Below are 21531 nucleotides of genomic sequence, written 5' to 3' on the forward strand. Positions count from 1 at the left end.
GGCAGGGGGTGCAGGCATGGTTCAACATGGCATTCAGGCTGTCTTGATCACGCGCAGATCCAGCAACTCGATCATCTCGTCGCGAATCCTGAACTTCTGGATCTTTCCCGTCACCGTCATCGGGAAGGCCTGGACAAAGCGGATATAGCGCGGCACCTTGTAGTGCGCAATCTGCCCCTTGCAGAACTCACGGATCTCATCTTCGCCGAGTTCCAGGCCGGGCTTGACAATGATCCAGGCACAGAGCTCCTCGCCATAGCGCACATCGGGCACGCCCACCACCTGCACGTCCTGCACCTTGGGGTGGCGATAGAGGAATTCCTCGATTTCACGCGGGTAGATGTTCTCGCCGCCACGGATCACCATGTCCTTGATGCGGCCCACGATATTCACATAGCCTTCGCCGTCCATGGTCGCCAGATCGCCGGTGTGCATCCACTGCTCGGCATCGATGGCCTCGCGGGTTCTGGCCTCGTCTTCCCAGTAACCGTGCATGACGGAATAGCCACGCGTGCACAGCTCGCCCGACTGGCCCGGCGGCATGATCTCGCCCGTGGACGGGTCCACGATCTTCACCTCCAGATGCGGCTGCACCTTGCCCACGGTGGCCACGCGCTTTTCCAGAGGCGTGTCGGCATCGCTCTGGCAGCTCACGGGGCTGGTTTCCGTCATGCCGTAGGCGATGGTGATTTCGCTCAGATGCATGTCGCGCACCACGCGCTTCATCACCTCGATGGGACAGGGCGAGCCGGCCATGATGCCGGTGCGCAGAGTGGACAGATCGAACTCGGCAAAGCGCGGATGGTCGAGCTCGGCAATGAACATGGTGGGCACGCCGTGCAGACCCGTGCATTTCTCGGCCTGCACTGCCTCCAGCACGGTGATGGGGTCAAAGCCATCATTGGGATAGACGATGGTCGAGCCATGGGTGAAGCAGGCCAGATTGCCCAGCACCATGCCGAAGCAGTGATACAGGGGCACGGGAATGCACAGTCGGTCCTCGGGCGTGAGGCGCATGCATTCACCAATGAAAAAGCCATTGTTGAGGATGTTGCGGTGCGTCAGCGTCGCGCCCTTGGGGAAGCCCGTGGTGCCGCTCGTGAACTGGATATTGATGGGGTCGCGGTTGCTGAGCGTGGCCGCAATCGCATCAATGCGCTCATCCGCACTGGTTCCTTGTGCCATCAACTGCGAAAAGCGCAGCATGCCGGGCTGTTCGGCGTCCAGATCCGCCGCACCTGGGCCGGCCGCACCTGAGCCGGCTGCGTCAATCCACACCACGGTGCGCAAGGCCGGCAGGCGTTTGGATTGCAGCTGGCCTGGCGCGCAGCTCGCCAACTCGGGCGCCAGCTCGCGCAGCATGCCCAGATAGTCGCTGGTCTTGAATCGCGGCATGGACACCAGCGCCTTGCAGCCCACCTTATTGAGCGCGTATTCGACTTCAGAGGTGCGGTAGGCCGGGTTGATATTGACCAGCACCAGTCCCACCTGCGCCGTTGCCAGCTGCATCAGCACCCACTCGGCGTTGTTATGGCTCCAGATACCCACCCTGTCGCCCTTGACCAGCCCTTGCGACAGCAGCGCACTGGCCAGCTGGCGCGCAGCCATATGCAGCTGGGCATAGCTGTAGCGCAGGCCCTGATGACGGCTGACCAGCGCGTCACGCGAGCCCTGGCGCTGTGCCATTGCAGCAAAAAAAATCGCCAATCGTCTGCTCGATCAGCGGCACATCCGTGCCCCCCTTGGCATAGCTGGCGGTCAGCGCGTTCACTTGCGATGGCATGGTCTTGTGTCTCCTTGCGTGCCGGCAGCCACCTGCGAACTGGCTGCACGGCGTCCATTCAGCACCGTTTTCTGCACCTCAGAATAAGGGCAAGCCCTGTCCAGAAGAGGTCACAAAGGTTGCAATAATTGCCAAATGCTCACCCCCTCTCTGGTCAAGACTCCTCTACCGCACCATGCCAGCTCCGTGCTCAAATCGCACCCGGCAATTACCCCCATGGCGTTTGTAAAAGCCATTGTCCGCGCTTATGAAGCCAGGCAGATGTCAGCGCTAGGTGCTCTGGAAAAGGCACAAATCCCGCCAGATCTGATTAACGATGCCAATGAGCGCATCACGGCCCTGCAGATGGAGGCTCTATCCGACGCAGCCATGCGCGAGCTGGACGATGAAGCCTTGGGCTGGTTCGAGCGCCGCCTGCCCTGGGGCAGCTACGGCATGCTGGCCCGCGCCAGCATCAGCGCACCGCAACTGGGCCTGGCGCTGGCGCGCTGGTGCCGCCATCACGGACTGATTGCGCAGGACATACAGCTTCAGCTCAGCGAGCAGGCCGGCATTGCCACCCTCACCCTGCATGAAAGCCGCCCGCTGGAAAGCATGCGCGAGTTCTGCATGGTATCGGTGCTGCGCAATATCCACGGCTTTGCCAGCTGGTTGATCAACGAACCGATCAGCCTGCTGCATGCCAGCTTTCCGTTTTCCGAGCCCGCGCATGCCGATGTCTACAAGGTGCTGTTCGCACCGGGCAGCATCGCTTTTGATGCCCCCGTCGCCAGTCTGCAGTTTGAAGCACGCTGGCTGCAGGCACCGCTGGCGCGCGACGAGGCGGCCCTCAACCGGATGCTGCAGCGCGCCTTGCCGATCCAGGTGCGCCCCTACCAGCGCGAGAAGACTCTGGTGCAGCGCGTGCGCCATCTGCTGGCCGCCAGCGGGGAGGAGCAGCAGACGGCTGAAACACTGTCCCGCCAGCTGCATCTGTCACAGCGCAGCCTGCACCGCCAGCTCAAGGAAGAAGGTATTTCGCTGCAGGCCCTCAAGGACGATATCCGGCGTGAACGCGCGATTGCGCTGCTGCTGCGCACCAGCCGCCCCATCAAGCGCGTGGCCCAGGCCTGCGGCTTTCTCAACGACAAAAGCTTTATCCGCGCCTTTCGCCTCTGGACAGGGCTCTCCCCTTCGGAATTCCGCAAAACCGCCGGCCAGCGCGCCGCCTGACGCAAGGAGCTCTCCATGCAGGAATCCTCAGAAAACTGGCAGGCAATCGCTGATGGGGTATGGGCACTCAGCTATCACTTCAGCAATGCAGGGCTGAAGGTCAGCACACGCATGACGGTGATCCGGCTGGCCGACGGCAGCCTGTTCTCGCACTCTGCAGTGCCGCTGACAGGCGGGCAGAAAGCTGCGCTCGACGCCCTGGGACCGCTGCAACACATAGTCGCACCCAGCGCCATGCACCATTTGTTCGTGGGCAAGCTGGCCAGGCTTTATCCACAGGCCAGGATCTATGGCACACAGGGCGTGCTGCGCAAGCGACCTGATCTGCCGCTGCTGGAGCCCTTGCCTCCGGACTCCGAAGCACCCTGGACAGGCGAGCTGCAGTGCCTGCGGCTGGACGGCATTCCCATGCTCGACGAGACGCTGTGGTTCCACCCGGCCAGCGGCAGCCTCATCGCCACCGACGTGCTGCAATGCTGGCAGGGACCGCTAAGCCTGCCGGTACGCATGTATCTGGGTCTGACGGGCGGACATGAGCGCCTGACCGTGCCGCGCACCGTGCGCCTGCTGGTCAGGGACAGGGCCGCCGTGCGCAGCTGGGTGAAGCGGGTCGAAAGCTGGCCCGTACGGCGCGTGATCCTGCTGCACAACAGCGTGATCGACGATCAGCCAGTGAAACGGCTGCGCGAGGCGCTGTCGATCTGGGACTGAGCGCGCTTTAGCGCAGGTCGTGCTCGTCCTCTTCGCCAACCGAGGCGCTTGCGGCACTCCTGCGCACGGCCTCGAACATGGCGGGCAGATCGCCCATGTCGCCGAACACGCAGGCTGCGCCAGCCTCGAGCAGTTGTTCTGCCGAGGCATGACCCTGATCGGCCGGGAAATAGCCCCAGACGGTGGCACCGGCGGCCACGCCGGCCTGCACGCCGGTCATGGTGTCCTCGATCACCAGGCACTTGGCAGGATCGGCCTTCAGCGCTTCGGCCGCTGCCAGATACACATCGGGGAAGGGCTTGCTGCGCGGCATTTCATGGCCGCTGTAGACATGACCTTCGAAATAGGGCGCCATGCCCACCTTGGCGAGCTGCATCTCCACCTTGGCACGGTCCGCCCCCGAGGCGCAGGCAATGCGACCGTTGCACAGCGCATGAATCCGCCTGACCGCTTCCAGCGCGCCATCGATGGCCACCAGCTCGGCACGCAGGGCGGCATTGCGGCGCTCGTAGAACTCGGCCATCCAGGCATCGGTCAGCGGCTTGCCGGTATGGGCCTCGATCACGGCCGCCTGGCTGCGCACCGTCTTGCCGATGAAGTCGCGCGTGCACTGCTCCTGGCTGATGGCCCAGCCGGATTCGTTGAGCATGGAGCACAGCACACGATTGGTGATGGATTCGCTGTCCACCAGCACACCATCACAGTCGAAAAGCACAGCGTCAAAAGCAGTCATGGAAGCATTACCAGCGCATCGTCGGATGCAAAAAAGGCGCCCAACGGCGCCTAGTATCAAGAAACAGAGGGCGTGATTATGCGCTCACGCCCTTTTCGAGTTCAGGGGAAGGTCACTCCGGCCAGCGGATTGATCATCCACACGCTGTTCTTGGCGTAGATGGTGCTGGTCTTGCCGTCGGCGGTCATGATTCCGCTGAAGTAGAAGAATCCATTGGCCGCGTTGGCATTCATATTGTTCAGCTGGGTCGTGAGCGAGTCACTGCTTGCCGAGGCCTCGACCAGGTATTCGATGGCGCCATTCTGTACCGAACTCTTCTCGAAGACATCCACATAGTTCATGTTCATCAGGTCGCTGCCCAGCCCCTGCGTGCCGCGTATGAACCAGCCGTCCGCACCCTTTTGGGCCAGACGCGCTCTCATCTCCGCAGCATCGGCGGCCGAGGATGAGCTGGCGAGCTTGTCGACCTGATAGGTATAGGTGACGCTGTCATTGCGCTTGGCATACAGGCTGAAGAACTCGTTGTTGATAATCTGGGGCCCCAGATAGCGATAGCCTTCGGCCCCTTGTCCATTGAGCTCCGCGGCAAAGGCTTCGGCGGTCGTGGCCACGGGCGTCACTGTTCTGTAGCTGAACTGGTCGCTGCGGCTGTTGTCCTTGACATAGACGCTGCGGATGTCGCCGACATCGCTGAACACCGCATCGGATTTGTACATATAGCCGCTGCTGCCCTGTTGGTTCAGCTGTGCCAGAAAGCCGATGCGCGATGGCTGCGCCGCAGGATTGACATAGCTGAACTTTCGCCCTGCATGTGCGGTATCCGTGAGATAGAAGTCGCCGATCTCCGAACCGGTCGAGCTGATCGAGCCCGCCAGGGAGCTGAACAGCGCATAGCCGTCAGCCCCCATGCTGTTGGCGGCATCCATCATCTGCGCATGGCTGGTAGCCGTCTGGCCGCCCAACTTGTAGGTTCCCGTGACGGTCTGATTGCCGTTGCCGCCACCGTTGCCGCCACCCGTATTGCCTCCGCCGCCTTCGGAGCCACCGCCTCCGCCTCCGCTTTCGCTGCTGCCGCCATCTCCACCGCCGCCACAGGCTGCCAGGGTGGAAATCAGCAGCAAGGCTGCAGTTCTACGGGTGATTTGCATAAGAGATGGCACGGGCTTGCTCCTCGGTCTTGATGTTGGTTGAAAATGTCCATATCCCGACACTGAGATAACAAGCAGCGTCGTCTTACAGACATTGTCAGAAGGCTTGCGAGCAGATCACTCCCTACCGAGGAGGGGTCTTTGTTACCAAGCCCCAAAGGAACGCTCATGCCCGATCTACTGCAAATCCTGAGCACCACTCAACTGAGCGCACAGCCCTATGCGCTGGTGGTGGATGATCACCCGCTGGTCGCTGAAGGTGCAGCCCATGTGCTGATGACCAGCGCCGGCGTGCAGCGGGTGCGCTGTGCGGCACACGGCAATGAGGCTCTGGCAATGATTGCTGCGCTGGGTGAGCCCGTTATCACCGTGATGGACTTCTGGCTGGAGGACGGCGCATCACTGGAATTTGTGCATAGCATCCTGGCCTTGGCGCCTGGCACACGCATTCTGGTGACCAGCGGCGACAAGCACCCGGCCATCGCCAGCAAGGCCGCTGCCGCAGGTGTGCATGGCTTTGTGCACAAAAGCAGCCCGTCTCACGAGTTTCAGGCAGCAGTGCAAGCCCTGCTGGCCGGTCGCACCTGGTTTGAGGCCCTGCCTCCCATCCCCACTGCCCCTCCGGCGCCAACTGCGGGCAGCATCCTGCACATGAGCGCCAGAGAACTCGGCATCACTGCGCGCCAGGCTCAGGTGCTGAGCCTGTTGCTGCAGGGCAAGCCCAATCGCGCCATTGCACAGGCGCTGAACCTGTCCGAATACACGGTCAAGGAACATGTCACCGCCCTGCTGCAGCGCCTGGGCGCCAGCAACCGCGTGGCGCTGATCACGCGCATGCGAGGCATCGAGGTCGACTTGGACTAAGGCTGACGGATCGCCATACAGCGCGCCAGCACGGCATGCAGCTGGTCGGGCTGCAGCGGGGTCGCCAGAGCCAGATAGCCCTGATCCTGGACCTGCTCCAGCATCTCCTCATCGCCGCTCATCAAAGCACCGCTGGCTTGCGGATGCTCCTCCAGCAGCTGCATCAAACACTCAAGCCCGCTTGCACCATCCTTCAATCGCTGGTCGCACAGCACAAAGTCTGGCCGCAGTCCATCGGCCAGCAGTTGCTGCGCCTCAAGCAAGCTGCGCGCTCTTTGCACCTGCACACCCCAGCTCTGCAAAATCTGCACCAGCACCGGGGCCAGCTGCGCATCGTTTTCCACGACTAGGCAGTGCCCCTGCAAGGGGGCAAACCACTGCGGCCCAGTCGATATCGGCGGTGCCGGCAGCACAGACGAGGTCTGCCACTGCTCGGCATCCTGCGGCCAGCGCAGCCAGAAACATGAACCCTTGCCCGGCAGCGACTGAACTCCGCATTCCACGCCCAGCCGCTGCGCCGCCAGCGCCACCACGGACAAGCCCAGGCCACGCCCGCGCAATGGAGCCGGCACGCCATCCCTGGCATCGCGCTGCTGGCGCGCAGGGCTGCGATAGTGACGCATGAAGACCTGTGCGCATTCCTGCTCGCTCATGCCGCAGCCGCTGTCCCACACCTGCAAAAGCCAGCGCCCCTGCCTGTGCCGCAGCGCCAGCAGCACCCCGCCCTGGTCGGTGTAGCGCAGCGCGTTTTGCAGCAGATTGAAAACCATCTGCCGCAACAGCACCGCATCCGTGCACAGCGCCGGCATATGAGCCGGCTGCCTCACGCGCAGACGCAGACCGCGCTGCGCTGCCTCGCGCGAGAACAGGCGCCGAGCCTCGTCCAGCACCGCACTCATGGATACCGCCTGCCATTGCGGCGCGAAGCTGTCGCCCTCAAGTCGCGACAGATCCATCAGGTCGTTGAACATGGAGCCCAGATCGCGCGTGCAGGCCTTCATTTCCTGCAGCAGTTGTGCCAGCTCATCATCCTGATTGCGCTGATGGGCGGCTTGCAGCATCAGGCCCATGGCATGCAAGGGTTGCCGCAGATCATGGCTGGCGGCGGAGATGAACCAGTTTTTCTCGGCCAGCGCATTCTCGGCCTGCTCCTTGGCCTCGCGATAGCGCTCCGCCAGTGCCTGACGCTCCAGCTCGTGCGCCATCTGCTGCTGCACGAAGCGCCTCGCGCCCCAGGCGTGGCGTGCAAGTATGGCGCCGTACAGCAGCAGCAGCGGCAACAGATAAGGGCCTTTTTTCGGAAAGTAATGCAGCGTGCACAGCAACATGGGCAAGTAAATACCCGCCATGAAGGCGGCAAATACCTGCAGTACGGGCGCCAGAAAAGTGGCAGCCGATGCCATCACGCCCAGCAGCACCAGATAGATCAGCAGACGCAGCTCACTATGGCTTTCGCCCCAGGTAAAGGCCAGCACGCTGACCCAAAGCAGGCCGTTGATCAGTGCGGCCAGCGCCAGCTGTCGCTGCCAGGTCGTCAATGCCGCCTGCAGTCGCGATGGCTCCCAATCGCGCGCCGACCGCCACTGACGATGCAGGCTGCGGCGGAACAGCAGAAAGCCCAGCGCCATGACGATCATCAGCCCCCACCACCAGGCCAGCCCCGCGCTGACGGCGGGGCTGTTGCGGGTACTGACCCACAGCAACAGGGCCGGAATCAGCAAGGCCGCTATTTCGGAGGAGCCACGCGAAGCCAGGGACTGCAACAGGCGCAGACTGGCCTGCAGCCGGGTCAACTGCGCCGAATCGACTTCAGAACTGGTCGCCATCAACGTAGAACCATCGCCCACCCTCGAGCACAAAGCGGCTGCGCTCATGCAGGCGCACGGCACGACCCGCCAGACGATAGCGGGCGACGAATTCGACCTCCGCTGAAGCCGCTCCGGTTGGTTGAAACTGCTTCACATCCAGCCCCAGCCATTTGGTGGCAGCATCGAAGTCGAGCTGCGACGGGCGCTGGCTGGCATGCCAGGTGGCTTGCAAATATTCCTGATTCTCAGACACGAAGGCCGTGTAGCGCGAGCGCATCAGCGCCTCGGCATCGGGAGCGGGCCGGGCATCCCAGTGATCGATGTAGCGGCCACAGCAATCGGCATAGGCCAGCAGCCGCCCCTTGGCATTCTTGCGTCCACAGGGACAGTCCCACTTTTTCTCGGCTTCTTTCACAACTTTGGCAGTCTTGATTGGCAATGCTGCATTGTCGGCCAAGTCGAACAACGAGCAAGCCGGCTTGCGCAGTCGGTTGCCTCAGAGCACAGTAGCGGCAGTCCAAAGCTCGCTGCTCAAAGGTTTGCCTATGTTCTCCATGGCTGCTCCCTGGTGGGAGTTCGTGATTCGCGGTGTCAGCGTCTACCTGTTTCTGCTGGTGTTTCTGCGTCTGACCGGCAGGCGCCAGACCGGCCAGTACGCACCTTTCGACCTGGTGCTGCTGCTGATTCTTTCCAACGCAGTACAGAACTCCATGAATGCGGGCGACAACTCGCTGATCGGCGGCCTGATCAGTGCCGGCACGCTGCTGGCCTGCCATGCGCTGCTCTCCCGCCTGAGTTACCGCTTTGCGAGGCTTCGCAGGCTGGTGAATGGCAAACCCAAGGTTCTGATTCACCAGGGCATTGTGCAACCCAGTCTGATGACGCAGGAGCAGATCACTGCCGAAGACCTGGCGGCGGCCCTGCGCTCCAATGGCTGCCTCAACGCGCATGAGGTGGAGCGCGCCACGATCGAGACCAACGGCCAGATCACCGTGGTGCTGCGCAAGCGCAGCATGGCTGAGCTGGGGGAGGCCTGAGAGCCTCAGAGCGTGTTTAGGTTCTCAGTGCAGGCCGTCCAGAAACTGCCTGATGGCCGCATTCACGGGTTCCGGGTGCGTGAGATTGGCGGCATGGCCTGCACCGGCCACATCCACCCACTGGGCCTGGGGCAGGCCCTTGAACATGGCCCGCGCACGCTCCACGCCGATGGCTGCATCCTTGTCGCCATGAATCACCAGCGCAGGCACCTTGATTTCGGCCAGGCGCGGACTGATGTCATCGCGCAGCGCCAGCGTCGCAAAGCTCTGCCCCAGGTTGATCGGCGAGGCCTGTTTCCATTTGGCGCGCCACTGCGCAGCCCCGGGCCAGCCCTGACCCAGAATCGTGTGCTCCACGATGGTGGCCATGTCATCTGACAGACCATGCTCCATCCAGGCCTTGAGCAGCGCCTCGTGGTGGGGCATCTGCTCGGGGTCTTCCAGCATGGCCTGGGTGTCTATCAGCACCAGCGCGCCCACGACATCGGGGTGAATCAGCGCGCAGCGCAGCGACAGATAGCCGCCTTGCGACATGCCCACCAGCACCGCTTTTTCCACACCCAGATATTTGAGCAAAGCCGCCAGATCGTCGGCCGAGTCATAGTAGCTGAACGCTTCGCAATGCTCGGGATCGGCCGTCTGCCCATGGCCCCGCTCGTCCCAGCTGATGCAGCGATACTGCCCCTGCAAAGCCTGAATCTGCGGCTCGAACATGGTGCGGTCCATGAGCAGGCCGTGCGAGAACACAATGGCCGGGCCACGCCCTCCCGTGTCCTCGTAGTAGATATTCTGACCATTGACCTGGGCAAAAGGCATGCCGGACTCCTGCTGCAAATGGTTGAAACCCCTGGGGGAACTCCCCACACTGAGTACATCCTAAGCAGGCCTTGTGACATCGGCAACCGGCCCGTCCCCTGATGTGCCACAGCCTCGTGCACGGCAGTTGACAACGGCGGGCTTTTGCCGCCAGGCGTAGATCAGGCCAGCGCCCGCTGGATCAATATCTTCTGCACATCGCTGGTGCCTTCGTAGATCTGGCACACGCGCACATCGCGATAGATGCGCTCCACGGGAAAGTCGCTCACCACGCCATAGCCGCCCAGGGTCTGGATGGCGGCGCTGCATACGCGCTCGGCCATCTCGCTGGCAAAGAGCTTGGCCATGGCGGCTTCCTTGAGGCAGGGAAGACCCGCATCACGCAGGCTGGCGGCATGCCAGATCAGTTGCCGTGCCGCTTCGATCTGCGTCGCGCATTCGGCAAGCCTGAAGCCCACGGCCTGATGGTTGAAGATGGGCTGACCAAAGCTCTCGCGTTCCTTGCTGTATTGCAGCGCGCATTCAAAGGCCGCACGTGCCATGCCCACGCTTTGCGCGGCAATGCCGATACGCCCGCCCTCCAGTGCGGAAAGTGCAATCTTGTAGCCCTCGCCCTCGGCCCCGATCAGGTTCGCGGCGGGAATGCGGCAGTTCTCGAAATTGATCTGCGCCGTATCGCTGCTGTGCTGGCCCAGCTTGTCTTCGAGACGTGCCACCTGGTAGCCGGGATTGCCGGTGGGCACGATGAAGGCACTCATGCCCTTCTTGCCCGCCGTCTTGTCGGTGACGGCGATGACGATGGCTACATCGCCATTCTTGCCACTGGTGATGAACTGCTTGACGCCGTTGATGACGTAGTCGCCGCCATCGCGCACGGCCGTGGTACGCAGCGCCGAGGCATCGCTGCCCACATGGGGCTCGGTCAGGCAGAAAGCACCCAGCATCTGACCCTGTGCCAGCGGACGCAGCCATTGCTCCTGCTGGCTGGCATTGCCGTACTTCATGAGGATGGCATTGACCGGGCAATTGGTCACGCTGATGACGGTGCTGGTGCCGCCGTCGCCAGCGGCGATTTCCTCGAGCACCAGCGCCAGGCTCACATAGTCCAGGCCCGCACCGCCGAGCTCCTCGGGCACGCAGATGCCATAGGCACCGAGCGCGGCAAGCCCCTGGTGCACGTCCTTGGGGAACTCGTGTTCCTTGTCCCAGCGCGCGGCATGGGGTGTGATCTGCTCGCGCACAAAATCGCGCAAAGCGTCGCGGATCATTTCCTGGTCCTGATTCAGCAGCATGTTGTCTCCGATATTTATAGCTATATGCCCGTTGTTCAGCCTGGGCTAGGCGTCTAGAAGCTTGATGTATCTGCCGTCGTGGCGCAGCAGCTGACCACGGTCTTCGGGCTTGACCTGCGCCAGGGCCTGCATCAGTCCCTGCACGCTTTGAGCCACCGACAGCGGGGCCGCAGCGCCGCCCATCGCGGTCTGCACCCAGCCCGGGTCCAGCGCCAGCAGCGTCAGCCCCGGCCATTGGCGGCAGGCCGAGACCACGGCCATATTGAGCGCAGCCTTGCTGACGCGGTACAGCCAGGCGCTCTCGTCCGCATCGGCCAGCAGGGACATACCGCTGGAGAAGGCGCCGATCACGCCGCCAGCCTCCTGCACCATGGGAGCAATCTGCGGCAGGGCCTGCATAAAGCCCAGCACATTGCTGTGCATCACCAGGTCGAACTGCTGCTGGGTAGGCGGCACGCCTGCGTCATGACCGTCCCAGACACCGGCCACGTACAGCGCGACGTCAATGCTGGCCCCGTCGAGCTGCCAGGCCAGGCCGCTGACGCTGGCGGGATCTGCCAGGTCAACCTGCAGCACCCGGGCGCCGCGTGCCTGCAGGTCGACCATGTCTTCAGCCTTGCGCACGGTGGCAATCACCTGGTGGCCCTGTGCCAGATAGGCCTCGGCCAGGGCTCGGCCCAGGCCGCGTGATGCGCCAAGAATCAGTATCAAAGCCATAGCTGTTTGCGCCTATGAATATTGGGTTTCAAAACGTTTTTCATCGAGAATCCTTTCATGACAGGCGCTGTCAGCTATCAATTTTTCTTGATCTGCTCGGCGGCAATCATGGCGCCATAGCGGGCCACCATGCTTTCCTGCGATTCAGGTTGCGCGGTCAGCCCCATTTGGGCATGGATGATCTGATTGAGCGTGGGCATGACGTTGCGCGCCACCCTGGCCTCCTCGCTCCACAGGCGCGAGCGCATCAGCGCCTTGGCGCAGTGCAGATAGGCTTCCTGCACATGGACTTCGATCACCAGCTTGGGGCGGAAATGATCGCTGGCAAACAAGGCCGTGTAATGCGCCTCGTCACGCAGCTGGGCCGTGCCGTTGACGCGCAGGGTTTCGTCGAAGCCCGGCACAAAGAACAGCAGGCCCAGGCGCGGGTCGTCGAGCAGATTGCTCAGGCTGTCCAGCCGGTTGTTGCCGCCCGCATCGGGAATGAGCAAGGTATTGGCGTCCGGTGCCTTGACGAAGCCAGGCTTGCCGCCTCGTGGCGAAGCATCGAGCAAGGTGCCGCCCGCACCGCCGGTGGCCATGACCAGAAACGGCGACAGCGCGATAAAGCGCAGGCAGTGCCGATCCAGCTCCCACTGCTGCTTGAGCAGCGCCCGCTCGGCAGGAGGCTCGTACAACTGCAGCAGTTGTTCGCGCGAAGTGATCATGAAGCCAGGACCTCCTCGGGACGGTCGTTGCGGTGGATGGCGGCATACAGTGACAGGAACTCGTTCCAGGAAGGGTCGAAGCTCACGCTGAGCTCGCCCTCCAGCTCGGGCACATGCTGTCTGCCCAGCTGTACGGCCAGCTGCACCGCATGGGCCGGATCTTCCACATAGTAGGTGGCCACGCGGGCACTCATGTTTTCCACGCGCGAGAAGGCAAGAATGCCGCGCTGTTCACGGCTGAGTTGTTCATCCAGCGCATCCTGGGCGTCGCGCACGCCGTCCAGCTCTTGCTGGCTCGAGAATCTGAAGCGCCATTCCATGAAATGCGACAGATCGGCGCGCGTGGCCACGGCATTGGCACCGTCGTGGAAGGTCAGGATGTCGGGCGGTGCATCTTCGTCGGCATCCTGCGCGCGCACTTCGAGCGAGAGCCAGCGGTCGCTGTCTTCCTGGGGGAATTCATAGCTGCGGCCCAGTTGCTGGCGGATGAAGCCATCGAACAGCGGCGGAAACTCCGACAGCAGAGCGGAGCCGTAGACATCGGCCGCAGCCTCGGAGGCAAACTCCACCGGACCCACGCGTACGGAAAAATCCCACTCGCCCAGCACATGGTCCAGCATGATGAAAGCCATGTGCTGTGCATGCTCGGCCATGTCCCTGGCAATGGGCTTCTCGAACGAGAGCTTGAGGCCTATGATGCCTCCCGCATCGTAATAGCCCACCCGGATATCGGAGCAGGCCAGCTCGAAGCCGTCCATGCGCATGCCGAAGTTGCTGCCCAGCGCGCGGCTGCGAAACGCCTGCACGCTGTAATGCTCGAAACGCGGCGCCTGGCGCACCAGTGCCTGGGCATTCTCGAACTGCGCCGTGTTGCCATGGGCCGAGATCACCAGACGGGAGCCGGCCTCCCCGAGCTTGCCCTCCAGCTCCAGACTCAGGCCCGGTGCATATTGGTGCAGCAACTCATTGGAGCTTTCCACAAACTCATGGCGATCGAGCGCCTCCAGCTGGCTCAGCTGGTTGGAAAAATCGCCCCAGAAAGCATCAATCTGCTGCGGCTCCAGCGGCTTGATGGTCTCGCTCTCGTCGTGGTGAATGTCTGCGCTCATGAATGATTTCCGCAATGTGAGCTGCACACATTCAGCGCGAATGCGTGCAATCCGTTGAACATGCGTTCACTGTAGAGCAAACCGGTGACGGTTCTGAGCAAATGGCGTCAGATCAGCTCAACGGCCATGGCCGTGGCCTCGCCGCCGCCGATGCACAGCGTGGCCAGGCCCTTCTTCTTGCCGCGTGTCTTGAGCGCATGCAGCAGGGTGACCAGAATGCGCGCACCGCTGGCGCCAATCGGGTGTCCGAGAGCGCAGGCGCCGCCATTCACGTTGACCTTGTCATGCGAGACCTTGAGATCGGCCATCAGCGCCATGGGCACCACGGCAAAGGCTTCATTGATTTCCCACAGGTCCACATCCTCCACGGCCCAGCCAGCCTTCTTGAGCGCCTTTTCGGTGGCGCCCACGGGCGCGGTAGTGAACCACTCGGGGGCCTGTGCAAAGGTCGCGTGCGAGACGATGCGCGCCAGCGGCTTGCAGCCCAGCTGCTTGGCCGTGGACTCGCGCATCAGCACCATGGCGGCGGCGCCGTCGTTGATGCTGGAGCTCGACGCCGCGGTGATGGTGCCGTCCTTCTTGAACGCAGGCTTGAGGCTGGAGATCTTGTCCAGCTTGGCCTTGGCCGGGCCTTCGTCAACGCTGACGGTCACGTCGCCCTTGCGGGTCTTGACGGTGACGGGAGTGATTTCGGCGTCAAAAGCACCGCTTTGCGCGGCGGCCTGGGCTCGCTGCACGCTGGCAATGGCAAACGCGTCCTGCGCTTCACGCGTGAACTGGTATTTGGCGGCGCAGTCCTCTCCGAAAGTGCCCATGGAGCGGCCGGCCTCATAGGCGTCCTCCAGACCGTCGAGCATCATGTGATCGAAGATCTTGTCGTGCCCCATGCGATAGCCGCCACGCCCCTTCTTGAGCAGATAAGGGGCATTGGTCATGCTCTCCATGCCGCCGGCAATCATCACATCGCGGCTGCCGGCGATGAGCTGGTCGTGCGCCAGAATGGTGGCCTCCATGCCGGCGCCGCACATCTTGGACAGGGTCACGGCGCCTGTGCTTTGCGGCAGGCCGCCCTTGAAGCCGGCCTGACGAGCCGGAGCCTGGCCCTGGCCGGCCATCAGGCAGTTGCCGAACAGCACTTCCTCCACCAGCTCGGGCCGGATGCCGGCGCGCTCGACTGCCGCCTTGATGGCTGCTCCGCCCAGATCATGGGCGGCCAGATCGGAAAAGTCGCCCTGAAACGCGCCCATGGGAGTGCGGGCAGCGCTGACGATGACTACGGGATCCTGATGCATGGTTTGTCTCCTTGAAAAATGGATGGATGTGATCTGCCTCTTCAAGCGAGGCTATTGGCGGGAATCTCGAAACGCAGCGTGTCCAGGCCTGCGTCGCCGGCATGCAGAAAGCGGCTGCGCTCGTAGGGGAACACGTCCAGAAAATGACCGTCACGGATACGGCTCTGGTGGCCGCGCCAGAACTCGGCCTCCAGCAGGTCGGCGTGATGGCGCATGAAGATGTCGCGCACAGCCGGATGGCCCAGCAGAAAAGGCCCGAAGGTCTCGGGGAAGACATCCCTGGGGCCGACCGAGTACCAGATGTCGCCCGACATCTCCTCTTCCTCGGTTCGCGGCTGCGGCACCTCGCGGAAATTGCAATCGGTCAGGTATTCGATCTCGTCATAGTCGTAGAACACCACCTTGCCGCCGCGCGTGACGCCGAAGTTCTTCCACAGCATGTCGCCGGGAAAGATATTCGTGGCGACCAGATCCTTGATGGCATTGCCGTACTCGAGAATCGCCCTCTCCATGGCAGCGCGGCGCTCCGGCTTGGTGTCTGCCTCGGCCAGGCACTCCATCAGGAACAGGTTCAGCGGCACCAGGCGGCGCTCTATGTAGAGGTGGCTGATGATGACCTCCATCTGCCCGTCGCCATCACGGTCGCTGATCTCGATCTGCTCGGGGGCCTGAGCGTGCAGCTCGGCCAGCAGCTCGTCGCTGAAGCGCTCCTTGGGAAAAGCCACCAGGCTGTACTCCATGGTGTCGGCCATGCGGCCGCCACGATCATGCTTCTTGACCAGCTGGTACTTGGCCTTGACCTGGGGACGCGAGACATCCTTGCTGCTGGCGATACGATCCTTGATGAGCTTGAACACATAGGGAAAGCTCGGCAGGTCGAACACCAGCATGACCAGACCCTTGATGCCGGGCGCAATGCGCAGCTGATCGCTGGAATGGCGCAGATGATGCAGAAAGTCGCGGTAGAACAGGGTCTTGCCCTGCTTGGCCAGACCCAGGGCGTTATAGATTTCCGCCTTGGGCTTGCGCGGCATGAGGCTGCGCAGAAAGCTCACATAGGCGCTGGGCACTTCCATGTCCACCATGAAGTAGGCGCGCGCAAAGCTGAACAGCGCATGCAGGTCGTCCTCGCCGAACAGGGCCGCATGCACTATGAGCTGCTCCTGCTCTCCATGCAGGATGGGAATCGCCAGCGGCAGCTCGGTATAGCCGGTGATGATCTTGCCGACCAGGTAAGCCCCCTTGTTGCGATAGAACAGGCTGGACAGCACCTGGAGCTGGAAGTTGGCCCTGAGCGTCAGGCCCGCCAGCCTCTCGCGTATGCGCTCGGCCAGCAGATGCACGTCGCGCTGCAGGTCTTCGAAGCGGCATTGCAGCTGCAGTTGCTCGAACAGGGTCTGCAGCGTGCCTTCGAGCTGGGCGAGGTTGCCGGGGTAATAGGCGCGGTAGATGGGTACGGCACCCGGCGCGGTATTTTCCAGGTATTCGGTGCTGACAGCCGCACGCACGAAGATGAAGTCGTTCTGGAAGTGGGTGCGGTGCAGAATCTTGGTCGTGACCGAGTTGAAGAAGGTCTCGGCCAGCTCCGGCTGCAGATGATCGACCATCAGGCCGATGTAATGAAGCTTGACCTGCTGCCAGACAGCCATGCTCTGCAGGCTGGCGGCAAACTCCTCTTCCAACCTCTGGATGCAGGCACGCACCTGCCGGTCGTAGAACTCTATGCGCTCACGCTGAGCCTGCTGCTGGCCCGGCCAGTCCATGGTCTCGAAGCGCTGCTTGGCTCGGGCAGCTTCCGCACTGAACATGCGGTAATGCTGGTTGTAGCCATGCATCAGGGCCTGCGCAATGGCATAGGCCTCGGGGGCGTCCAGTCGTTGCGGAAACATGGCGGGCCAGTCGCTCCAGATAAGTGAGCAGCACTCTCAAACGGAACAAGCGACACAGGCCTTGAGTCCGCTTGAGGGCACTGCAACTGCGCAGCGGCAGCGATCAGTCGCGCTTGCGCGCAGCGACCTTCTCGACAGCCTTGTTGTAGACATCCTCCAGACCGCCCACACCAGGCACGGTCATTTCGAGGTTGGTGATGTGGCCGTTGTTGAGGCTGTAGCACCAGCCGTGCAGAGTCACCTTCTGGCCACGGGCCCAGGCATCCTGCATCACGGTGGACTGGGCCACGTTGACCACCTGCTCGATGGCGTTGAGTTCGCACAGCACATCGTGGCGGAACTGGGTGGAGATGCCTTCCAGCAGCTTGATGTGCTTGTCGCGCACGTCGCGCACATGGCGGGTCCAGTTGTCCACCAGACCCAGACGCAGATTATTGAGCGCCGCATACACGCCGCCGCAGCCATAGTGGCCCACAACCATCAGGTGCTCGATCTTCAGATGATCGACCGAGTACTGGATAGTGGACAGGCAGTTCAGATCGCTGGGCACCACCACGTTGGCCACGTTGCGGTGCACGAACACCTCGCCAGGCTCCAGACCCGTGATCTGGTTGGCTGGCACGCGGCTGTCCGAGCAGCCGATCCACATGTATTTGGGCTTTTGCTGCGCCATCAGTCCGGTAAAGAAACCAGGACGATCACGCTCCATCTGGTCTGCCCATTGGCGGTTGTGGACAAACAGTTCTTCGATGGAGGTCGTTGTCATGAAGCTATCCTTCTTTTTGTGGTTGAAAGAACGGCGCAGCTCCTGCTTTTTCAGCAGGTTTCAGCAAACAGCTCGCGGCCTATGAGCATGCGGCGAATTTCGCTGGTGCCAGCGCCAATCTCGTAGAGTTTCGCATCTCGCCACAGACGACCGAGCGGATACTCGTTGATATACCCATTGCCGCCATAGATTTGCACGCCCTCGCCGGCCATCCAGGTGGCCTTCTCAGCGCACCACAAGATCACGCTGGCGCAGTCCTTGCGAACCTGGCGCACATGATCGGTTCCCAGAAGATCCAGGTTTTTAGCGACCGTATAGGCAAAAGAGCGGCCTGCTTGCAGCACGGTGTACATATCCGCCACCTTGCCCTGGATCAGCTGGAACTCGCCGATGCTCTGGCCGAACTGCTTGCGGTCGTGGATATAGGGGACGACATTGTCCATGACGGACTGCATGATGCCCAGCGGACCGCCGGTCAGGACGGCGCGCTCATAGTCCAGGCCGCTCATCAATACCTTGGCGCCCATGTTCAGGCCGCCAAGAATGTTTTCAGCCGGCACTTCCACATCCTGGAACACCAGCTCGCCCGTGTGGCTGCCTCGCATACCCAGCTTGTCGAGCTTTTGCGCGATCGAGAAGCCCTTCATGCCCTTCTCGATCAGAAAGGCCGTCACGCCACGAGCGCCCATCTCCGGCTCAGTCTTGGCATAGACCACCAGGGTGTCGGCATCGGGCCCGTTGGTGATCCACATCTTGTTGCCGTTGAGCAGGTAGTAGCCGCCCTTGTCCTCGGCCTTGAGCTTCATGCTGATGACGTCAGAGCCGGCACCGGGCTCGCTCATGGCCAGCGCGCCCACATGCTCCCCAGTGATGAGCTTGGGCAGGTATTTGGCCTTCTGCGCCTCGCTGCCGTTGCGATTGATCTGGTTCACACACAGATTGCTGTGGGCGCCATAGGACAGGCCCACCGAGGCACTGGCGCGCGATATTTCCTCCATGGCCACCATATGCGCCAGATAGCCCATATCGGCGCCGCCGTACTGCTCGGGCACGGTGATGCCGAGCACGCCCAGCTCGCCGAACTTGCGCCACACGTCCATGGGGAACTGGTCGCTGCGATCAATCTCGGCCGCACGCGGAGCAATCTCGCTCTGTGCGAATTCACGCACCGCATCACGCAGCGCATCGATGTCTTCACCGAGCTGGAAGTTCAGTCCGGGCAGATTGGCAAGGCTCATGGTTGTCTCCTGTAGATATGGGTCTGACGAATCGTCTTGTCAGTGTTGTATGCCTTCACGGTTCTGCACACACATCAGAGTGCAGCCCATTGTGGCAATCAGTTTCTCTTTTCCCTGGTCAATGGCAAACGCCTTGCCTTCGGATACGGTGATGGTGCGTCCGGGCTTGATGACCCGGCCCTCCATGCGAAAGCGCTGGCCTTTGGCAGGAGCGAGCAGGTTGATCTTGAATTCGATGGTGAGCACGGCCGCATCGGCCGGCATCAGCGTCAGGCCCGCGTAGCCGCAGGCCGAGTCGAGTGCGGTGGATACCATGCCGGCGTGCAAAAAGCCATGCTGCTGCGTCAGGCCCGGAGCCCAGTCCAGACAGATATCGACAACGCCTGGCTCCACCAGGCTCAGCTCCGCGCCAATCGTGACCATGGCGCCTTGCTTGGCAAAGCTCTGCTTCACTCGATGAACAAAATCCAGAGACTCGGTGACACCTGCAACAGACATGGCAACTCTCCAGCAAAGCTTTGCAATTGACGTTTACGTAAACGTCAATTATGCGCCATTTTTGCTCTCGCTCCTCTTCAATAGCGTGCGAGCCTCTTTTTCCTGCTCTCGCACCTCATCCAGGGTCACCTGTAGATCGGCCATCTGCGCTTCGAGCTGCTTGCGGTGGATGGCCAGCACATCGAGAAACTTGCGCAGTTGCACGCCCGTATCACGCGGGCTGTCATACATGTCGATGATTTCCTTGGCCTCCGACAGCGACAGTCCCAGGCGCTTGGCCCGCAGCGTCAGGCGCAGACGTGCGCGATCTCGGGACGAGTACACGCGATTGCGACCGCCTGCGCCGGAGCGCTCCGGCTGCAGCAAGCCCATGTCCTCATAAAAACGGATGGCCCGGGTCGTGAGATCGAACTCTTTGGCAAGGTCACTGATGGTGTAAATGGTCGACATGATTCTGTGGGGTTGTAAGTCTTGCATCGCACAGGCGACTGCCAGAGGCGGCTTGATCTCTAAAATGCTTTGACAAAACTGACGTTTACGTTAACGTCAATGCTAAACGAAATACCGCCCCATGACCTCAAGCCAAGAATCCGCTCTTCATTACCCGCTCGGCGATACCTTGCCCGGTCCTGCCCAGACTCTGGAAGTGACACCCGGCGTCAAGTGGATCCGCATGACCTTGCCGTTTGCCCTCGATCACATCAACCTCTGGCTGCTGCGTGATCGCCAGACCAATCTGCATGGCCAGGTACGCGAGGGCTGGACGGTCATCGACTGCTGCGTCAATCGCACCGAGGCGCGCGAGCAATGGGAACAGATTTTTGCCTCTGCGCTTGAAGACCTGCCTATTTTGCGTGTCATCGTCACCCATATGCACCCCGACCATATCGGCTTGGCCGGCTGGCTCTGCCAGCAATGGAATGCGCCCTTGTGGATCAGTGCCACCGATTACAACGTCGCCCGCGTCGCCATGAAGGACAGAGACGGCTTCGGCGGCGAATCCGGTGCGGACTTCTACAGCCTGCACGGACAAAGAGATGAGGAATTTCTGCTCCATGTGCGCGGCCGGGGCAGCTATTACTCTTCGCTAGTCGCCCCCATCCCCGACATCTATCACCGCATCATGGATGGCGACGAGATAGACATCAACGGCCGCACGTGGCAGTGCATTGCCGGCTATGGTCACGCCCCGGAGCACATGGCGCTTTACTGCGCCGAGCTCGAGACACTGATCAGCGGCGACATGGTGCTTCCCCGTATTTCCGCCAATGTCAGCGTGCATTCTTCCGAACCCGAAGCCAACCCGCTGCAGCTGTTTCTCACATCGCTGAAGCGCTACTTCGCGCTCCCACAGAATACCTATGTTCTGCCCTCGCATGGCAAACCATTCACGGGATTGCATGTCCGTGTCCAGCAGTTGCTCGACCATCATCAGGAACGTCTGAACGACATCATACAGGCCTCGCAGCTACAGGGGCTGAGCGCTGCCGACATCCTTCCCATCCTCTTCAAACGCCAACTGGACACCCATCAGATGACTTTCGCCATGGGCGAAGCTCTGGCCCATCTGCACTATCTCTGGTTCAGCCGGCAACTGACACGGCGGCTGGATGAAAACGGCATCCTGCGCTTCTACGCCCCGAATATGCAGAAATAAAAAGAGAGCGCTAGGCGCTCTCTTTTTATAGGTTTCCGGTATTTTTGCAGCAGTAATGCAGTGACCGCCTGCGGTAGCCGCTCCTCGTTTTGAAGTACCCAATAAAAAACCCCGTAATCTTTCGACTACGGGGTTTTCACTGTAAGAGCCTGACAATGACCTACTTTCACACGGGAACCCGCACTATCATCGGCGCAAAGTCGTTTCACTGTCCTGTTCGGGATGGGAAGGAGTGGTACCAACTTGCTATGGTC

Annotated in this window: 20 protein-coding genes, 1 rRNA gene and 1 pseudogene; 5 read left to right on the top strand and 17 right to left on the bottom strand. The window is 61.7% G+C overall.

Annotated features, from left to right (window positions below):
* Positions 1–33: 33 nt before the first annotated feature.
* Positions 34–1783 (bottom strand): annotated as a pseudogene (locus tag V8Z78_RS05855) (AMP-binding protein).
* Positions 1784–1918: 135 nt separating this feature from the next.
* Between V8Z78_RS05855 and V8Z78_RS05860 the strand changes: the two are divergent.
* Together V8Z78_RS05860 and V8Z78_RS05865 are read left to right on the top strand one after the other, a co-directional pair.
* On the top strand, positions 1919–2995 hold the full coding sequence (locus V8Z78_RS05860; protein WP_003061648.1) for an AraC family transcriptional regulator: 1077 nt from the start codon (positions 1919–1921) through the stop codon (positions 2993–2995).
* Positions 2996–3010: 15 nt separating this feature from the next.
* The gene (locus V8Z78_RS05865; RefSeq protein ID WP_046460953.1) at positions 3011–3706 is read left to right on the top strand and encodes a DUF4336 domain-containing protein; all 696 of its coding nucleotides are present in this window, start codon (positions 3011–3013) and stop codon (positions 3704–3706) included.
* A 7-nt stretch (positions 3707–3713) separates the two neighbouring features.
* Here the strand turns inward: V8Z78_RS05865 and V8Z78_RS05870 are convergent, their stop codons facing one another.
* Together V8Z78_RS05870 and V8Z78_RS05875 are read right to left on the bottom strand one after the other, a co-directional pair.
* A complete protein-coding gene (locus V8Z78_RS05870; RefSeq protein WP_046460952.1) occupies positions 3714–4439 on the bottom strand; it encodes an HAD family hydrolase in 726 nt (241 codons plus the stop codon).
* A gap of 101 nt (positions 4440–4540) precedes the next feature.
* A complete protein-coding gene (locus V8Z78_RS05875) occupies positions 4541–5599 on the bottom strand; it encodes a hypothetical protein (protein ID WP_349731062.1) in 1059 nt (352 codons plus the stop codon).
* A 156-nt stretch (positions 5600–5755) separates the two neighbouring features.
* Between V8Z78_RS05875 and V8Z78_RS05880 the strand changes: the two genes are divergently transcribed.
* Positions 5756–6451: a response regulator transcription factor gene (locus V8Z78_RS05880; RefSeq protein ID WP_003061639.1), complete on the top strand. Its 696-nt coding sequence runs from the start codon at positions 5756–5758 to the stop codon at positions 6449–6451.
* Here V8Z78_RS05880 and V8Z78_RS05885 read toward each other — a convergent pair.
* Positions 6448–8277 carry a hybrid sensor histidine kinase/response regulator gene (locus V8Z78_RS05885; protein ID WP_046460950.1) on the bottom strand — a complete coding sequence of 610 codons (1830 nt, stop codon included), beginning with the start codon at positions 8275–8277 and terminating at the stop codon, positions 6448–6450. The genes V8Z78_RS05880 and V8Z78_RS05885 overlap by 4 nt on opposite strands.
* Complete coding sequence (locus tag V8Z78_RS05890; protein WP_179625445.1) at positions 8261–8674, bottom strand: YchJ family protein; 414 nt, start codon at positions 8672–8674, stop codon at positions 8261–8263. Before V8Z78_RS05890 ends, V8Z78_RS05885 begins: the two co-directional genes overlap by 17 nt.
* Positions 8675–8804: 130 nt before the next feature.
* On the opposite strand from V8Z78_RS05890, the gene V8Z78_RS05895 reads away from it, so the two are divergent.
* Positions 8805–9296, top strand: a complete 492-nt coding sequence (locus tag V8Z78_RS05895) for a DUF421 domain-containing protein (protein WP_034357088.1) — start codon at positions 8805–8807, stop codon at positions 9294–9296.
* A 24-nt stretch (positions 9297–9320) separates the two neighbouring features.
* On the opposite strand, the gene V8Z78_RS05900 is transcribed toward V8Z78_RS05895, so the two are convergent.
* The 11 genes from V8Z78_RS05900 to V8Z78_RS05950 all read right to left on the bottom strand — a co-directional run bounded on the left by V8Z78_RS05900 (position 9321) and on the right by V8Z78_RS05950 (position 20070).
* Positions 9321–10112 (bottom strand): alpha/beta fold hydrolase, encoded by a 792-nt coding sequence (locus V8Z78_RS05900; protein ID WP_349731063.1) that lies wholly within the window; start codon positions 10110–10112, stop codon positions 9321–9323.
* Between the two features lie 161 nt (positions 10113–10273).
* Positions 10274–11404 (bottom strand): acyl-CoA dehydrogenase family protein, encoded by a 1131-nt coding sequence (locus V8Z78_RS05905; RefSeq protein WP_003061626.1) that lies wholly within the window; start codon positions 11402–11404, stop codon positions 10274–10276.
* Between the two features lie 45 nt (positions 11405–11449).
* A complete protein-coding gene (locus tag V8Z78_RS05910) occupies positions 11450–12121 on the bottom strand; it encodes an SDR family oxidoreductase (RefSeq protein WP_046460939.1) in 672 nt (223 codons plus the stop codon).
* Between the two features lie 77 nt (positions 12122–12198).
* Positions 12199–12828, bottom strand: a complete 630-nt coding sequence (locus tag V8Z78_RS05915) for an MSMEG_1061 family FMN-dependent PPOX-type flavoprotein (protein ID WP_003061621.1) — start codon at positions 12826–12828, stop codon at positions 12199–12201.
* Complete coding sequence (locus V8Z78_RS05920) at positions 12825–13937, bottom strand: hypothetical protein (RefSeq protein ID WP_349731064.1); 1113 nt, start codon at positions 13935–13937, stop codon at positions 12825–12827. The genes V8Z78_RS05915 and V8Z78_RS05920 overlap by 4 nt, the downstream gene beginning before the upstream one ends.
* Before the next feature lie 107 nt (positions 13938–14044).
* The gene (locus tag V8Z78_RS05925; RefSeq protein ID WP_003073161.1) at positions 14045–15229 is read right to left on the bottom strand and encodes an acetyl-CoA C-acyltransferase; all 1185 of its coding nucleotides are present in this window, start codon (positions 15227–15229) and stop codon (positions 14045–14047) included.
* Positions 15230–15270: 41 nt separating this feature from the next.
* Positions 15271–17118: a bifunctional isocitrate dehydrogenase kinase/phosphatase gene (gene aceK / locus V8Z78_RS05930; RefSeq protein ID WP_046460937.1), complete on the bottom strand. Its 1848-nt coding sequence runs from the start codon at positions 17116–17118 to the stop codon at positions 15271–15273.
* A 103-nt stretch (positions 17119–17221) separates the two neighbouring features.
* Entirely contained in the window at positions 17222–17884 is a 663-nt protein-coding gene (gene can / locus V8Z78_RS05935) for a carbonate dehydratase (protein ID WP_003061612.1), read from the bottom strand.
* A gap of 50 nt (positions 17885–17934) precedes the next feature.
* Positions 17935–19122, bottom strand: a complete 1188-nt coding sequence (locus tag V8Z78_RS05940; protein WP_003061608.1) for an isovaleryl-CoA dehydrogenase — start codon at positions 19120–19122, stop codon at positions 17935–17937.
* Positions 19123–19161: 39 nt separating this feature from the next.
* A complete protein-coding gene (locus tag V8Z78_RS05945; RefSeq protein WP_046460936.1) occupies positions 19162–19620 on the bottom strand; it encodes a PaaI family thioesterase in 459 nt (152 codons plus the stop codon).
* Between the two features lie 48 nt (positions 19621–19668).
* Complete coding sequence (locus V8Z78_RS05950) at positions 19669–20070, bottom strand: MerR family transcriptional regulator (RefSeq protein ID WP_003061601.1); 402 nt, start codon at positions 20068–20070, stop codon at positions 19669–19671.
* A gap of 121 nt (positions 20071–20191) precedes the next feature.
* Between V8Z78_RS05950 and V8Z78_RS05955 the strand changes: the two genes are divergently transcribed.
* Positions 20192–21277 (top strand): MBL fold metallo-hydrolase, encoded by a 1086-nt coding sequence (locus V8Z78_RS05955; protein ID WP_349731065.1) that lies wholly within the window; start codon positions 20192–20194, stop codon positions 21275–21277.
* Between the two features lie 147 nt (positions 21278–21424).
* On the opposite strand, the gene rrf is transcribed toward V8Z78_RS05955, so the two are convergent.
* Positions 21425–21531, bottom strand: a 5S ribosomal RNA gene (gene rrf / locus V8Z78_RS05960); the annotation flags it as partial.

The organism is Comamonas sp. wu1-DMT (assembly GCF_040187805.1).
In the GTDB taxonomy this organism is placed as follows: Bacteria; Pseudomonadota; Gammaproteobacteria; order Burkholderiales; family Burkholderiaceae_C; genus Comamonas; species Comamonas thiooxydans.